The organism is Flavobacterium sp., from assembly GCF_965657075.1.
Lineage (GTDB): Bacteria > Bacteroidota > Bacteroidia > Flavobacteriales > Flavobacteriaceae > Flavobacterium.
Genome location: NZ_CBFHMV010000001.1, coordinates 237,541 through 251,615, shown reverse-complemented (window position 1 = coordinate 251,615; position 14,075 = coordinate 237,541). Strand labels below are relative to the sequence as shown.

The following is a 14,075-nucleotide window of genomic DNA, read 5'->3' as shown; positions in this document are numbered from 1 at the left end:
TATTAATGAGTTAACCAGTTGTTAATTATAGTAGTTCCGTATTCTGTTAAAACTGATTCTGGATGAAACTGCAATCCTCTTACATCATGTTTTTTATGTTTAATAGCCATGATGTTTTGATTTTCATCTCGTGCTAAGACTTCAAAATCTGAAGTTTCATTTTCCAAAACTGTCCAAGAGTGATAATGCCCTATTTTAAAGTGTTTAGGCGTATTTTGAAACAAATAGTCCTCTTTAATAATGGCAATATTTGAAGCAATTCCGTGTAAAGGTTGCGGTAAATTGTATAAACTTCCGCCTGAATATTCGGCAATTGCTTGATGTCCTAAACAAACTCCCAAAATACTTACTGAAGCTGCTTTTTGTTCTAAAACTTGCATTAATTTTCCAGCATTTTTAGGAATTCCAGGTCCAGGAGAAAGCAAAATTTTGTTGTAAGTATCCATTGTTTCAAATTGGAGTTTGTCGTTTTTTACTATATGTACTTCTGCATCAACCAAGTTATTTATCATGCAAACCAAGTTGTACACAAAAGAGTCGTAATTATCTATGACTAATATTTTCATTTTAACATTTTTTCTTGTTATAAAGATTCTGCTAAATCAATGGCTTTTCGTAAAGCTTCCAATTTATTAGTTACTTCTTTTAATTCTAATTTTGCGTCAGATTTAGTTACAATACCACAACCTGCTTGGTATGTTAATTCGTTTTTATAACTCAAAAAAGAACGAATAAAAATGGCATGATTGAACGTTTTATCTAAACCTATAATTCCGACAGTTCCTCCATAAAAACCTCTACTTTCTGGTTCATTTGCATCAATAATTTGCATGGCTTTATGTTTTGGAGCACCTGACAATGTACCTGCTGGATACGTATCGCCCAAAATTTTAATGGGATTAAAATCATTTTCCAATTGTGCACTCACTTTTGAAACCATGTGAATGACGTGTGAGTAAAATTCTATTTCTTTATATTTTTCAACTGAAACTTTGATACTGTTTTTACTTAAATCGTTTCGTGCTAAATCAACCAACATGATATGTTCGGCATTTTCTTTTGGATCTTGTTTTAGAGCATCAGCTAGTAGATTGTCTTCTTCAAAATCTCCTGTTCTTTTAAATGTACCAGCAATTGGATTTATAGTTGCTTTTTGATTTGAAATGGTAAGCTGCGCTTCGGGAGAAGAACCAAAAATTTTAAAATCGCCATAATCATAATAAAACAAGTAAGGTGAAGGATTAATGGAACGCAAAGCTCTATACACATTGAATTCGTCGCCTTGAAATTTTTGTTTAAATTTTCGAGAAAATACCACTTGAAAAACATCACCAGCAAAACAATGTTCTTTCCCAATTTCGATTTTATCTAAGAATTCGGAATCCGTAAAATTAGAAGTTTCGGTATTCGCTTTTTTAAATGAAAAAGTAGTTACCGAACGTTTGGAAATAATATCTTTAATTTCATTCAAATTAGAAGTTTCATTTTCCAAATGATTTTCGATGATGAATAATTCATTATTAAAATGATTAAAAACAATCATATTCCTGAACAAATGATACTGAATTAGAGGTAAATCAAAGGTTTGATTCTCAAATTGAATCGTTTCAAAAAGAGGAATTGCATCATAAGACGTGTAGCCAAATAAACCATTTGTGATGAAATCTTGTTTTAAATCATCCGATTGAAAGGCATTGGTAAATTGATATAATTCATCTGCTACATGAATTGATTTTGTTTGTTTTTGAAGCGAATTTCCGTCTGGAAAATTGATTTTTGTAAGCTCTTTATCAACAACAAAAGAAGCCACAGGATTAAAGCATAAATACGAAAAACTATTCTCTTTACTCTTATAATCAGAACTTTCCAATAAAAAACTGTTGGGAAATTTATCTCTAATTTTCAAATACAACTCCACAGGTGTGTGCGTATCGCTTAACGTTTTATATAAATTAGTTTTGAATTGAAATGACATAATTAAAATGATTTTTGGAAAAATGAAACATAAAAAAAACCCACTTGGAAAAGTGGGTTTCGATATCTTGTAGAAAATTACAAATAGCAGTTACCAACCAATTCCAAGAACGGAGTTAGTCATGTCCCACCAATTTGTATTTTGTGTATAATTTTTCATTGTGAGTACAAACGTATAAAAGTTTTTTGATATAAAAATGCAAAAATTATTTTTTTTTAAAACTTTATGATTTGGTTAACCTTTGTTTCTTTCTTTTAAAATGGCTTCAACATCCTTAAATTGAAATCCTTTTACTTGCAATAAAAGTAAATAATGATACATTAAATCTGCTGCTTCATTTAAAAATAAAGTATCGTTGTTATCTTTAGCTTCAATAACTAATTCTACTGCTTCTTCACCTACTTTTTGAGCTACTTTATTAATGCCTTTTTGTACCAAGGAAACAGTATAAGAGTTTTCATCGTTACTAGAAATTCTTTGTTGTAGAGTATTTTCCAATTGATATAAAAATGTACTTTCTTTTGAAGTATTAAAGCAAGAAATTGTTCCGTTGTGACAGGTTGGTCCGGAAGGTTTTGCCAAAATTAAAAGCGTATCTTTATCACAATCATCATACATAGAAATCACTTCTAAATAATTGCCCGAAGTTTCTCCTTTTGTCCATAATCTGTTTTTACTTCTACTGAAAAAAGTGACTCTATTTTCGGCTATTGTTTTGGCAACCGCTTCTTCGTTCATATAACCCAACATTAGAACTTGTAAGGTTTGATAATCTTGAATAATGACTGGAATTAATCCTGTTGTAATATCGAAATTTAGGTTCATCGTATGGCAATTAAATTGGTTTTTAAATAGTTTTTAAGATCAGGAATGGTTACTTCATTAAAATGAAAAATACTTGCTGCCAATCCTGCACTGACATTTGTTTTTGAAAATAAATCTAAAAAATGTTCTTTAGATCCAGCTCCTCCAGAAGCTATTACAGGTATTTCAATAGATTGACTAATTTTTTCTGTAATTTCTAATGAAAAGCCATTTTTGCCACCATCGTTATTCATAGAAGTGAGAAGAATTTCACCAGCTCCTAATGTAGTAACTTCTTTAGCCCAAGAAACGGCCTCAAAATTTGTTGCTTTAGTACCACCATTGATGTACACCATCCAATTTTTGTCCGTTTGTTTAATGTCTATAGCAACTACCAAACTTTGACTTCCTAATTCATTGGAAATCAAAGAAATTAACTCTATATTTTTAACCGCAGCCGAATTAATACTCACTTTATCGGCACCTGATTGCAATAGAAATTTTGCATCTTCGATCGATTGAATACCTCCACCAACCGTAAATGGAATGTTGATTTTAGATGCAATTTCTTCAACCATTTGTGCTAATGTTTTTCTTTTTTCTAAAGTGGCACTAATGTCCAAAAACACTAATTCATCAGCTCCATTATCCGAATAAAATTGTGCTAATTCAACTGGATTTCCTGCATCACGTAAGCCTTCAAACTGAATGCCTTTGACTACCCTTCCATCTTTGATATCCAAACAAGGAATAATTCTTTTTTTTAACATAACTTCATTAATTCTTTAAGATTAATTGTACCTTCATAGATGGCTTTTCCTATAATGGCACCTTCGCAACCCATATTTTTTAACGCTATAACATCTTCAATAGTTGTGATGCCACCACTAGCAATTAATTTTACATTAGATTTTGATATTATTTCTTGATATAAATCTAAAGAAGGACCTTGAAGCATACCATCTTTTGAAATGTCTGTTGAAATTACATATTCGATTCCTTTTTGTTCGTATTCTAAAATAAAATCAACTACATCTTTATCAGAAGTATCCAACCAACCTTGAGTTGCAATTTTTCGGTGAAGTGCATCTGCTCCTAAAATAATTTTTGAACTTCCATACGTTGTCAACCATTCCAAAAAAGTCGCTTCACTTTTATAAGCAATACTTCCACCCGTAATTTGATTGGCTCCATTTTCAAAAGCAATTTGAATATCTTTATGTTGCTTCAATCCACCACCAAAATCAATTTTTAAGTTGGTTTTAGATGCAATTTCATACAATACTTTATGATTGATAATTGTGTTTGATTTTGCTCCATCCAAATCTACTAAATGCAAAAATGCAACTCCATTATCTTCAAAAAAATTGGCAACTTCCAAAGGATTTTCGTTGTATGTTTTTTGAGTCGAATAGTCTCCTTTTGTCAATCTAACACATTTTCCGTTTATAATATCTATTGCTGGTATAATTCTCATAATTGTAAAAAATTTAATAAAACTTGCGCTCCAACTTTGGAAGATTTTTCTGGATGAAACTGTGTTGCATAAAAATTATTTTTTTGCATGGCAGCACTAAATGGCACTATATAATCACAAACAGCAGTGGTTTCTTGACCAATTTCTGCATAATAATTATGTACAAAATAAAAATCATCAATTGAAGCAATTCCTTCAAACAAACTGCAATTTATATTTTTTAAATTGTTCCAACCCATGTGAGGAATTTTTAGTTTTGGTTCAAATTTTTTCACTTGAACATCAAAAATTGCTAAACATTTGGTGTTGTTCTCTTCAGAAAATCTACATAATAATTGTTGTCCTAAGCAAATGCCTAAAACAGGTTGTTTAAGGTTTTTAATGACTTGATCTAATTTTCGTTCTCTGAGATAATTCATAGCAGATGAAGCTTCTCCAACACCAGGAAAAATAACTTTTTCAGCGGTATTTAACAGCTTTGCATCATCTGTAACTATGCATTCAAAACCCAAACGCTCTACTGCATTTTTTACAGATTTTATATTGCCCGCATTATATTTTACAATAGCTATCATAATATTCCTTTAGTACTTGGTATGGTTGCTGTTCCGTCTTTTTTTACTGCTATTTTTAAAACCCTTGCAAAAGCTTTAAAGATGGATTCAATTTTGTGGTGTTCATTATCGCCTTTGCATTTGATGTTTAAATTGCATTGTGCACCATCAGTAAACGATTTGAAAAAGTGAGAGAACATTTCGGTAGGCATTTCTCCAATTTTTTCTCTTTTAAAATCGGCTTTCCAAACCAGCCAAGAACGACCACCAAAATCAAGAGCAATTTGCGCCAAACAATCATCCATTGGCAAAACGAAACCATAACGTTCAATTCCTTTTTTGGAACCTAATGCTTTGGCAAAAACTTGACCTAAAGCAATTCCCACATCTTCAATAGTATGGTGTTCATCCACATATAAATCTCCTTTTACATGGATGTCCAAATCCATTGATCCGTGTTTTGAAATTTGTTCCAACATGTGATCAAAAAAACCTAAACCAGTTCTAATGCTACTTTTTCCTGAACCATCTAAATTGATTGCTACGGCAATTTTTGTTTCGTTGGTATTTCTAATTACAGAAGCTGTTCGAGGTTGTTTGGCTAAAAACTGATAAATTTCATTCCAAGAAGTTGTTGTTAAAACAGCTAATTCTTCAGGGTTTTCAGATAAATAAATGGCTTTTGAACCTAAATTTTTAGCCAATTGTACATCTGAAATTCTATCACCAATTACAAAAGAATTTTCTAAATCGTAATTTCCTTTTATGTAATGTTTTAACATCCCAATTTCGGGCTTTCTATTTGTTGAATTTTGTTCAGGAAACGATGCATCAATCAAAATTTCAGAAAAAAAGACACCTTCATTTTCAAAAGCTTTGATGATTTTATTTTGTGAAGGCCAAAACGTTTCTTCAGGAAAAGAAGCAGTTCCTAATCCATCTTGATTGGTTACCATTACTAATTCGTAATCTAATTCTGTTGCAATTTTAGCTAAATTTTGAAATACTTTTGGATAAAACTCTAATTTTTCTAAACTATCTAGCTGAAAATCAACAGGTGGTTCAATAACCAAAGTTCCATCTCTATCTATGAATAATACTTTTTTCATTTTTTAAATTTTAATTTCTTCTTGCATCAATTGCAAAGCATAAAGGAGTTGTTCGTTTTCTTTTGGCGTTCCAACGGTGATTCTGATACAATTTTTAACTACCGAAGTCCTATTTCTAGTAATGATTTGTTGTTCAATAAGTTGGTTGAAAATTTTTGTAGCATTTTTCATTTCCACTAATATAAAATTAGCTTGTGAAGGATATACTTTTGTAACAAAATCTAATGACACCAAATTATTCTCAAGCTTTTCTCTTTCTTGAATTAATACAGCAATATTTGTTTTTAAAGCATCTGCATTAGCCAAAGACAAAACGGCAGCATCTTGGTTTAATTGACTGATATTATAAGGTGGTTTAATTTTTTCTAAGGCTTCAATTATTATTTCATTGGCATACGCAATACCTATTCTCGCAGCGGCTAATCCTCTAGCTTTACTAAACGTTTGAGAAACAATTAGATTTGGATATTGATTGATTTTTCCAACTAATGAAGGAACATTACTAAACTCAATATAAGCTTCATCAACAAATACAATTCCTTTAAAATTTTGTAAAATCGATTCTATATTTTCTAACACATTTCCTGTTGGATTGTTGGGCGAACATACATAAATCATTTTCGCCTTTTGGTCTAAAATTGCGTCCAAATTCAATTGATAATCAGTAGTTAAATTGATTTTAATAACTTCTAAATTGTTTACAGCAGCGTAAACTTCATACATACCATAAGTTGGTGGACAAACTATAATTGCATCTTCTTTAGGTTCGCAAAAAACACGCTGAACCAAGTCGATAATTTCATCACTACCATTTCCTATTAAAATTTCAGAGGATTTTACCTTTTTTTGACTCGATAAAATTTGTTTTAATCTCCAAGGATTTGAATCTGGATAACGGTTCAAACTTCCAAACGGATTTTCGTTGGCATCCAAAAATATACCTTCCTTTCCTTCATATTCATCTCTAGCACTTGAATAGGGTTGCATGTTTTGAATATTTTTTCTTATCAAATTAGTTATTGTTTGCATCTTGTAATTTTTTTAATCGAATAGAAACTGCATTTTTGTGAGCCATTAATTGTTCTGCCTCAGCCATAATTTCAATAGTTGGTCCTAAATATTGAATGCCTTGTGCTGTGATTTTTTGGAACGTAATTTTTTTGACAAAACTATCTAAAGAAACACCACTATAATTTTTAGCAAAACCATTTGTAGGTAAGGTATGATTGGTACCACTTGCATAATCACCAGCACTTTCACAACTATAATTTCCTATAAAAACAGAACCAGCATTTTCTATTGTGTCTAATTGATTTTCGGCATCTGAAAAAGCTACTATTAAATGTTCTGGTGCATAATAATTACTAAATTCTATCCCTTTTATTATAGTTTCAAAAACTAAAATTTTACTGTTTAATAACGCTTTTTCGACCAATTCTTTTCTTGGTAAAGATTCCTTTTGATTTGCTACTGCAAGTAAGACTTTTTCTGCTATTTCTTCTGAGTTTGTAACAAATACCACTTGACTATCTGCTCCGTGTTCTGCTTGCGAAAGTAAATCTGAAGCTACAAAATCTGCATCACAAGTTGCATCAGCAATGACTAAAAGTTCACTTGGACCTGCTGGCATATCTATAGCAACTCCAAGTTGTTGTGCATATAGTTTGGCTGCAGTAACATATTGATTTCCTGGTCCAAATATTTTTAATACTTTAGGAACAGTTGCAGTACCATAAGTAAGTGAAGCAACAGCTTGTATGCCTCCAATTTTATAAACTTGTGTTATTCCAGTTAGTTGAGCTGCGTATAAAATGGCTGGATTTATAGTTCCGTTTTTATCTGGCGGCGAACACAAAACAATTTCTTTACAACCTGCAATTTTAGCCGGAATTCCAAGCATCAAAACAGTTGAAAACAAAGGTGCTGTTCCTCCAGGAATGTAAATTCCAATGGTTTCAATTGCTTTACTTTCTCTCCAACAAGTTACTCCTTTTAAGGTTTCAATTGGATTTATGATTTCTTTTTGAGAAGCATGAAATTTTTCAATTGAAGCACTTGCTTTTTGGATGGCATTTTTTAAATTTTCATCGACTAAATTGTTAGCGTCTTCAATTTCTTGAGATGAAACTTTAAATTGATTTAAAGCCACACCATCAAATAATTGCGTGTATTTTTCAATGGCAAAATCACCATTTTTTTCAATATCTTTAAAAATATCTTGAACGGTTTGATTTAGGTCGATTCCTGAAACTGCATTTCGTTCCGATAATTTTGACCAAACTTCTTTTTGTGGATTTAATAGTATTTTCATGTTTATATCTTATTTAATCATTTTTTCAATAGGAATAATTAATATTCCTTCTGCACCTAACATTTTTAATTGATCTACAACATCCCAATAATCATCTTCTTTGACAACCGAATGTAGACTGCTCCAACCTTGTTCTACTAAAGGAAGAATTGTAGGTGATTTTATTCCTGGTAAAACTTTACATATTTCGGTAATGGATTCGTTAGGAGCGTTTAATAGAATGTATTTGTTTTCTTTTGCATTTCTGTAAGAATCAATTCTGAACAATAATTTATTTAAGATTTCTTGTTTTTCAATCGTGAGATTTTGATTTGCAATTAAAACTGCTTGACTGTTGGTAACAATTTCAACTTCTTTTAAACCGTTCATTAATAAAGTGCTTCCTGTACTTACAATGTCAAAAATGGCATCAGCCAAACCAATTCCTGTTGCTATCTCAACGCTGCCGCTAATTTCTTCAATAATGACGTTGATGTTTTTAGACACAAAAAACTGAGTTAAAATTTTAGGATAACTTGTAGCAATTCTTTTGTTTTGAAAAAAAGTCAAATCCGTATAAATCTCATCTTTTGGAACAGCTAAAGAAAGTTTGCATGATGCAAATCCAAGTTGTGTAATATTTGCAACATTTTTATCTTTTTCCCAAACTTCATTTTCGCCTAAAATACCAATATCGGCAACACCTTGTTCTACATATTGCGGAATATCATCGTCTCTTAAGTATAAAATTTCAACAGGAAAATTGCTTGCAATAGCTTTTAATTTTCGATCTCCATTAGAAATTTTAATTCCACACGATTCTAATAATTGTAGTGATTTTTCACTAAGTCGACCACTTTTTTGAATGGCAATTTTTAAAGTACTCATTTTTTTATTTTAGATAAAATCTGAGTATAAAAGAGAAAGGAATAAAAATAAAAAACCCGTCTTGATATACTCAGACGGGTTTTTGTTATGTTTTAATAGATACAATACATCACTAACTCGCCTTGAAACAAGTATGATGATGATGGAATTGTGCTATTGAATAATTCATTTTTTATTTTTTTATGGTACAAATGTAGTTGGTAATTGGATTAAAAAACAACTTCTTTATTAAATTTAACATATGTTTAGATTAAATCTTTTCTTAGCCAACCTGTAATACTTAACCTTAACTTATTGGTAACAAGCACTTCGTGTTCTAATTCGTTACTTTTAAAAAAAACTGTTTTTCTGTTGGTTGGACTAATAATTTGTGTTTTATCTTCATCATAAATCTTTAATTCACCACCATCACATTCATCCCAATCAAGATTTAAATAAGTTATCATAGAAAATTGACGGTTATTGGTGTCTTGAAATTGATCAAAATGTTTTTTATAAAATGCTCCAGGTTTATAAAGTGCATAATGAAATTCATAACTTCTTATTCCCGTAAAACATTCCTTATTTAAGTAGGCAATAAATTCTTCAATAAGGGCAAAAAATTCCATTTCATGAGGATTATTGTTTTTTTTATCCAACCAATAAATTACGTCACTTCTAATTTCTTTGTTTTTTGTGAATGAACCGAAATGTCCGATTCCGGCAGATTTTAGTTCTTCTTCTTTATATAAGTTTAATAAATTATTTTTTAAATTATTAGCTAAAGCTTCACTCAAAAAATCCTTTGAAATTCCTACTTTATTTTCAATAAAACTTGAGATTAATTCTTCAAAACTTGCCTCCATTATGTTAGTTATCTGAAAGTACAAATAACATGCGAATTTAAATTAAAATTCAATTGAAAAAACATTATTAAATAATTAAAATTAATTATACATTAAATTTAAATATTAATTCAAAAAAGAAGGGTTTATGTAATTAAAATATAAAAATTAAATATTATACCCTAAATTATTTAAGGTGTATTTTTATTTAAATCATTTTTTTATACTTTTACCCCTATAAAAATTCAATACATGAAAATAGAAAAAAGATGGATTTCATCATTTGTTATAATTAGCTTGGTAGCCATTACTAGTTTGTTTTGGAAACATCAAAGTCCTGAAGTGAATTTTAACAATGTCTCTGAACTTAACTTTGCCGACATTGCTTGGTTATTAACCGCTTCTTGTTTGGTTTTATTAATGACACCTGGATTATCCTTTTTTTACGGAGGAATGGTTGGTAAAAAAAATGTAATATCAACCATGTTAAAAAGTTTTATATGCCTAGGAGTTGTGAGTCTAATTTGGGTAACTGTTGGTTTCAGTTTGTCTTTTGGAGATTCTATTGGAATTACTTTGAATGGTACTTACTACGGAATAATTGGAAACCCATTGGATTTTACTTTTTTTGATCAAGTTGAAATGCTTCCTCATAAATCATTGGGAACAAGCATACCTTTTATCCTTTTTGCCTTGTTTCAAATGAAATTTGCTGTAATTACACCTGCAATTATAACTGGAGCATTGGCTGAACGCATTCGATTTATTTCTTTTTTACTTTTTATAAGTTTATTTACTTTGATGATTTATGCACCTTTGTGCCACATGATTTGGCATCCAAACGGTTTATTGTGCGGCTATTTTGGTGTTAAAGATTTTGCTGGTGGAACTGTTGTGCATATGAGTGCTGGTTTTGCAGCTCTTGCGGGTGTAATTGTTCTAGGTAAAAGAAAAAACAACGAACATATACCTACAAATATTCCTTTTGTTCTTTTAGGAACTGGATTACTTTGGTTTGGATGGTTTGGATTTAATGCGGGTTCTGCTTTAGCGGCTAATGCAACAGCTGCAATGGCATTTGCAACCACTACAATTGCTTCAGCATCTGCAATGATGACTTGGGTTTTCTTTGACAGAATAAATGGAAGAAAAGTTTCTGCATTAGGAGCTTGTATTGGAGCCGTTGTTGGTTTAGTTGTGATTACTCCTGCAGCAGGTTTTATTACAATTCCTCAAAGTATTTTCTTTGGATTTATTGGTGCCATTGTATCAAATAAAATGGTGTATTGGAAAAAGCTTAAACAAATCGATGATACATTAGATGTTTTTGCATGTCATGGTGTAGGTGGAATTATGGGTATGATTTTAACCGCTATTTTTGCTCAAGGTGAAAACGCCAGCTTGCTTCATGGTGGTTGGTCTGTTTTTGGACATCATATGATGGCTTTAGTTCTTGTTGCAATTTTTACATTTGGAGGTGCTTATTTATTATTCAAATTTACAGATTTGATAATTCCGTTAAGAGTCACAGAAGAATCTGAAAAATTAGGTTTAGATGTTTCACAACATGGAGAAAAATTTTAAAACACAAATAAGATTTTATACTTTTATAAAAACTTATTCTGATGAAAAAAATATTCTTTTTAGCGTTTATTGCTTTAACTAGTTGTAAATCGACTAAAGATTTAGGCAGTGAAAATATAATTATAAACAATATTCTTGACAATTGGCATAAAGACGCTTCTAACACCAACTTTGAAAATTATTTTAATGCTATGGCTAAAGAATCTGTATTTATAGGTACAGATGCCACTGAAAATTGGAACAAAAAAGAATTTATGGCTTTTGCAAAACCTTTTTTTGATAAAGGAAAAGCATGGAATTTTACTTCATTGGAACGAAATGTTTATTTTTCAGAAAATGGAAAAACGGCTTGGTTTGATGAATTACTAAACACTCAAATGAAAATTTGTAGAGGTTCTGGTACGTTGATTAAAGAAAATAATCAATGGAAAATAAAACATTATGTGCTTTCAATGACTGTTCCAAATGAAAATTCAAATGAAGTCATTAAAATAAAAACATTCATTGAAGAAAAAATTATTGAAGAAAAAACAAAATAATTTCAACTAGTTAAGTTTGCCTTTTGTATATTCAATTCTATTAAAATAAATTTATAAACAACCTTTACTTGTGTTTTTGATATACGTATGTATTTCTAATATTTGTATTTCTTCAAGTTTTCTATCATTTCAACAGTCATGTTTTCTAAATTGAAATCATTTTTCCAATTCCAATCTTCGCGAGCAGAAGAATCGTCTATACTTGCTGGCCAACTGTTTGCAATTTTTTGTCTGAAATCTGGCTCATAACTCATTTCAAAATCAGGAAAATGTTTCTTAATTTCTAAGGCAATTTCTTTTGGTGTAAAACTCATTGCGCTTAAATTATAAGACGAGCGGATTTTAATTTGATCTTGAGGTGCTTGCATTATTTGAACCGTAGCTTTAATAGCATCATCCATATACATCATTGGAAGTGCTGAATCTTCAGTCAAAAAACTGGTATATTTTCCTTCTGTAATGGCTTTGTGATAAATTTCAACAGCATAATCTGTAGTTCCACCACCTGGTTCCGAAACCCAACTAATTAATCCCGGATAGCGAATACTTCTTACATCAACATCGTACTGTTTACTGTAATATTCACACCAACGTTCCCCAGATTGTTTGCTGATTCCGTAAACTGTTGAAGGTTCCATAATAGTATATTGAGGAGTATTCTGTCTTGGAGTTGTTGGTCCAAAAACGGCTATACTTGAAGGCCAAAATATTTTTTTAATTTTACCTGCTTTAGCTATATTTAAAACATGAAAAAGAGAATTCATATTTAAATCCCAAGCAAATGCTGGGTTTTTTTCGGCCGTTGCAGACAACAAAGCTGCCATTAAATAAACATCTGTTATTTCATATTGTTCTACTAAATGCTCAATTTGATTGTAATCTAAAGCATTTACAACTTCAAAAATTCCGTCATTTACAACATCAATATTTAATTTTCTAATGTCAGAGGCTACTACATTTTCTACTCCATAAATTTCACGAAGCTTTTTAGTAAGTTCTGTTCCTATTTGCCCACAAGCACCAATAATTAATACCTTTGTTTTCATATGTGTATCTTTTCTTTTAGTTGTTCTAATGTTTTTTTAACTAAAAGAACAATTGTATTTAAAAGTAATTTCCTGAAATTGAATTGCTAAAAAATGAGTTATTTCGCATCACAAATATACTATATTCACCTATCGGATTTAAAAAAAATAGCTTAAATTTTTGTCATATTCATAAAATAAATAAACGATTTTAAGATTTGATTTTATTATCTTCAATTTAGGTTTTTAATGAATTGATTTTACAATAGTTAATATTTGATATAAATATGTTAACTTATTATAATTCGTAATTTATATTTTTTTAAACTTATGTACATTTGCAATCAAATGAAAAGCTATGCATAAATCACTTTTTCTTTTATTGTGTTCTTTGTTTTTAATTTCTTGTAATCAGGAAAATAATACTTTGGATAATGAAAAGATTTTGGCTAATAACAAACAGACTTATAATTTAATTAATTCGGTTTGGAACTTAACCATTCCTAATCCATCTCCAATAGTGAAAAACGATATTGCAAATTGGAACGAATGGCAACAGTTTGTGATAGAATTGCAACAAAAACCTAAAAGCAATTTAACAGCTTTTCAATTAAAAACTAAAAATTTATCTGGAAAAATTGATTCTTTGGAATATAATATTCCTTTTAAATACAACAAACCTGCTGTAAAAAGTAGAATTGCTTCATTAAATACCAAAGTTAAAATGTTGGATAATTTTATCAACTTATCTGACGTTCCTGAAAAAAAAATAAAAACTATTTTACCAGAAATTAATGCCGAAATAATTGCTTTAGTAAATCAATTGGAAGAAATTATCTTAAAAGAGCAAATTCCAATTGAAGAAGGAGAATCTTATCTTTTAAAAGCCAAAGACACCACAAGAAGTGCCAACGCATTTGAAATGATGAAAAAAATGAACAAACAGCAAGATTCAGTAAATTATTGGTTGAAAAACAAAAAAAACAAATAACCTCTTTTTTGAAAC

At 30.2% G+C, this 14,075-nt stretch carries 15 protein-coding genes; 3 read left to right on the top strand and 12 right to left on the bottom strand.

The annotated features are described in order from the left end of the window. Positions 1-2: 2 nt before the first annotated feature. The 11 genes from ACTF56_RS01205 to ACTF56_RS01155 form a co-directional block, all read right to left on the bottom strand. Complete coding sequence (locus ACTF56_RS01205) at positions 3-566, bottom strand: anthranilate synthase component II (RefSeq protein ID WP_438965077.1); 564 nt, start codon at positions 564-566, stop codon at positions 3-5. Between the two features lie 17 nt (positions 567-583). Further along, positions 584-1,975 (bottom strand): anthranilate synthase component I family protein, encoded by a 1,392-nt coding sequence (locus tag ACTF56_RS01200; protein ID WP_438965076.1) that lies wholly within the window; start codon positions 1,973-1,975, stop codon positions 584-586. A gap of 234 nt (positions 1,976-2,209) precedes the next feature. Next, a complete protein-coding gene (gene hisIE, locus ACTF56_RS01195) occupies positions 2,210-2,800 on the bottom strand; it encodes a bifunctional phosphoribosyl-AMP cyclohydrolase/phosphoribosyl-ATP diphosphatase HisIE (RefSeq protein ID WP_438965075.1) in 591 nt (196 codons plus the stop codon). After that, positions 2,797-3,549, bottom strand: a complete 753-nt coding sequence (gene hisF, locus ACTF56_RS01190; RefSeq protein WP_438965074.1) for an imidazole glycerol phosphate synthase subunit HisF — start codon at positions 3,547-3,549, stop codon at positions 2,797-2,799. The genes hisIE and hisF overlap by 4 nt, the downstream gene beginning before the upstream one ends. Further along, positions 3,543-4,256, bottom strand: coding sequence for a 1-(5-phosphoribosyl)-5-[(5-phosphoribosylamino)methylideneamino]imidazole-4-carboxamide isomerase (gene hisA, locus ACTF56_RS01185; RefSeq protein ID WP_438965073.1), 714 nt, complete (start codon positions 4,254-4,256; stop codon positions 3,543-3,545). The genes hisF and hisA overlap by 7 nt, the downstream gene beginning before the upstream one ends. Continuing rightward, positions 4,253-4,831: an imidazole glycerol phosphate synthase subunit HisH gene (hisH, locus tag ACTF56_RS01180; protein WP_438965072.1), complete on the bottom strand. Its 579-nt coding sequence runs from the start codon at positions 4,829-4,831 to the stop codon at positions 4,253-4,255. Before hisH ends, hisA begins: the two co-directional genes overlap by 4 nt. After that, on the bottom strand, positions 4,828-5,919 hold the full coding sequence (hisB, locus tag ACTF56_RS01175; protein WP_438965071.1) for a bifunctional histidinol-phosphatase/imidazoleglycerol-phosphate dehydratase HisB: 1,092 nt from the start codon (positions 5,917-5,919) through the stop codon (positions 4,828-4,830). Before hisB ends, hisH begins: the two co-directional genes overlap by 4 nt. A gap of 3 nt (positions 5,920-5,922) precedes the next feature. Then, on the bottom strand, positions 5,923-6,948 hold the full coding sequence (hisC, locus tag ACTF56_RS01170) for a histidinol-phosphate transaminase (protein ID WP_438965070.1): 1,026 nt from the start codon (positions 6,946-6,948) through the stop codon (positions 5,923-5,925). Then, a complete protein-coding gene (hisD, locus tag ACTF56_RS01165) occupies positions 6,932-8,230 on the bottom strand; it encodes a histidinol dehydrogenase (protein ID WP_438965069.1) in 1,299 nt (432 codons plus the stop codon). The genes hisC and hisD overlap by 17 nt, the downstream gene beginning before the upstream one ends. Before the next feature lie 9 nt (positions 8,231-8,239). After that, the gene (gene hisG / locus ACTF56_RS01160) at positions 8,240-9,097 is read right to left on the bottom strand and encodes an ATP phosphoribosyltransferase (protein WP_438965068.1); all 858 of its coding nucleotides are present in this window, start codon (positions 9,095-9,097) and stop codon (positions 8,240-8,242) included. A gap of 245 nt (positions 9,098-9,342) precedes the next feature. After that, positions 9,343-9,942, bottom strand: a complete 600-nt coding sequence (locus tag ACTF56_RS01155; RefSeq protein WP_438965067.1) for a 2OG-Fe(II) oxygenase — start codon at positions 9,940-9,942, stop codon at positions 9,343-9,345. A 231-nt stretch (positions 9,943-10,173) separates the two neighbouring features. Between ACTF56_RS01155 and ACTF56_RS01150 the strand changes: the two genes are divergently transcribed. Then, positions 10,174-11,505: an ammonium transporter gene (locus ACTF56_RS01150; RefSeq protein ID WP_438965066.1), complete on the top strand. Its 1,332-nt coding sequence runs from the start codon at positions 10,174-10,176 to the stop codon at positions 11,503-11,505. A 41-nt stretch (positions 11,506-11,546) separates the two neighbouring features. Further along, positions 11,547-12,044, top strand: a complete 498-nt coding sequence (locus tag ACTF56_RS01145; RefSeq protein ID WP_438965065.1) for a nuclear transport factor 2 family protein — start codon at positions 11,547-11,549, stop codon at positions 12,042-12,044. Positions 12,045-12,139: 95 nt separating this feature from the next. On the opposite strand, the gene ACTF56_RS01140 is transcribed toward ACTF56_RS01145, so the two are convergent. Next, the gene (locus tag ACTF56_RS01140) at positions 12,140-13,090 is read right to left on the bottom strand and encodes an NAD-dependent epimerase/dehydratase family protein (protein ID WP_438965064.1); all 951 of its coding nucleotides are present in this window, start codon (positions 13,088-13,090) and stop codon (positions 12,140-12,142) included. A 337-nt stretch (positions 13,091-13,427) separates the two neighbouring features. Here ACTF56_RS01140 and ACTF56_RS01135 point away from each other — a divergent pair, with 337 nt between their 5' ends. Continuing rightward, positions 13,428-14,060, top strand: coding sequence for a hypothetical protein (locus ACTF56_RS01135; RefSeq protein ID WP_438965063.1), 633 nt, complete (start codon positions 13,428-13,430; stop codon positions 14,058-14,060). Positions 14,061-14,075 lie beyond the last annotated feature (15 nt).